Here is a 2,244-nt window from a genome sequence, read left to right as displayed (position 1 = left end):
AATTATAATGATACCTATTCATTTCTAAACCTCATTTTTAAATCTGAATAATTTTATCAACACGTCCATTCTAAGTGTAAGCGATTACATTTACAATATGCATTAATTTTTTGTTATCGTTAACATGGCTATTGCCTATACATTTTTCATTCTAGTTCACAAAATAATAATTACTTTTGAATAAAAACATAATATGTTACAAATTATTACTGAATAAATCTATTCCAACTTTTTAATTCTTCCTTCCCATTTGAAAATTTTTAAAACGTGAGTAAAATAGCAAATGAATTTCCAAAAATTATGGAGGAGAAATATATGTTGAAAAAGACAAAGTGGAACACAGCTATCGTGGCAGTTTACGTGCTGCAGGATTTGTTTCTACTAATCACGTTCAAGCCGATGCTGTTAGCGATGCTCAATCAAATACTCAAGTAGTACAGAACTCTAATTAGTCTCAAAGGTTCTACTACAGAAAAGAAAGCTCCAGCTTTCAATAAGAGCGATTATCTCTCATCTAATCCTAAGATCATTCGCTTAAAGCAAAATGCTACTATCTATAAGTATGCTGCTTTAACTCAAGTTGATCATCATGCTAAAAAGGAATATCACTACTTAACTAGCAAGTTGGTCACTCCCACTGATAGTGCTCCAGTCTTAAAATTAAGCAACGGCAAGTACATCAGTGCTAAGAAATCATTGATTGCCAAAGTTAAAGGCTATCAAAACCCTAAGGGTTATCTTACACACAAGTCAAGCCTTACGGTCATGCCGGCTACAACCTTTATCGCGAATATGAAGGTATTAAAACTTGGAAAGTAATGCACCGCATGGGTACTTGGTATGGCATTGATAGTTATGTTGCCTCATTAAATGCTAAGGCTTGGCAGGGCAGAAAAGCTCACGTCGAAGCAATGATTAGCCAAGCTTACAAATATATGGGTAAGCCATGGCTTACAGGTTGCTCTTCAAGTCCAGCTTATGGTGTAAATTACTCGGGTCTAGTAATGCAAGGACTCTATGCTGGTGGAATTAGCCCTGTTCCAACTCAACTAGCTCAATCGGTCACGCTCACCCAGGCAACGAATGGAACTCACGCAATCTTGGGGCAGATAAACACCTTAAGCGTGTGGCATATTCTCAAAGAAGACGTGGCGACTTGGTATTCTACTATCAACTAGGTACTCACACCATTTGGCACGTTGCTATTTACTTAGGCCACAACCGCGTTATCGAAAGTTGGCCACCATGTGTAATGGTTGCACCAATTTCAAACAGTCAACATAACGTTATTGCCGGCATTAAACGTCCATTTATCTAAGGTAAATTATGAAAGGCAAAATTTTATTCATTAGTATTATTTCCTGCTTCTTGTTCACTGACTTTTCTACTACAGTTAAAGCTGATGAAACTAATCAATCTCAGACTAGCCAAATAAATAGTCAAACCGGTAGCAATACTCAAATAAATAAGTCTGACTCTACTCAAGATTCAAGAAATAAGCAAAATCAGACTAATCAAAATTCCAATAATACTCCAGTTAAAAATAATAATGGCTGGAAAACGGTTAACGGCAATACCTACTACCTAAAAAATGGTTCAGCAACCAAAGGTTTAAAAAAAATTAATGGTTACTGGTACCTTTTTAACAAAAACGGCGCAATGCTTAAAAATGTGCGTAAAGTTCCTCACACTAAGCATTACAGCTACTTTGATCAATTAGGTAGACGCCGCATGAAGAATACTGCAGCTAAAAAGGCATATTACTGGATCAACAAAAAAGGGCAAATTACAGGTATTAAAAATAATGCTAAAGTAATTTGCCAACGTCCTCAAATGCCTACTGGCTGTGAAATTACTGCGGTGACTATGATGCTTAACTTTGCTGGTAAAAAAGTAAGCAAGTATCAAGCTGCTAAAGTTATGCCACGTAGTTCCAATCCAAATAAAGGCTTTGTGGGTTCACCTTATAAAAAGTTTCCCCTTGGCTTTTGGGTTGCACCTGGTGGCGTTAAACCAGTCGTTCAACACTATTTAGGCAAGTCAAAAATTATGACTAATTGCAGCATCAATGCAATTAAGCAAAAGTTGTTGCGGTCTCACCTAGTAGTTGTTTGGGTTGGTATGTTTGATAGTATTTCTAACCATGCTATTACTCTAACCGGTTATCACGGCAATACTCTTTACTACAATGATCCGTGGACCGGCACCAAGCGCAAGATTCGCATAACTAAGTTCAAAATTCAT

1 protein-coding gene and 1 pseudogene are annotated in these 2,244 nt (G+C 36.7%); both read left to right on the top strand.

Going from position 1 to position 2,244, the window contains the following annotated elements; translation table 11 throughout:
• The first annotated feature begins 447 nt into the window (after positions 1-447).
• Positions 448-1,318 (top strand): annotated as a pseudogene (locus FC37_RS10880) (DUF5776 domain-containing protein).
• Positions 1,319-1,326: 8 nt separating this feature from the next.
• Positions 1,327-2,244: C39 family peptidase (locus tag FC37_RS10340; RefSeq protein WP_156400673.1), on the top strand; the 918-nt coding region annotated here is incomplete at its 3' end.

It is taken from the genome of Lactobacillus gallinarum DSM 10532 = JCM 2011, assembly GCF_001434975.1.
Lineage (GTDB): Bacteria > Bacillota > Bacilli > Lactobacillales > Lactobacillaceae > Lactobacillus > Lactobacillus gallinarum.
This window is presented reverse-complemented; position numbering and strand designations above follow the sequence as displayed.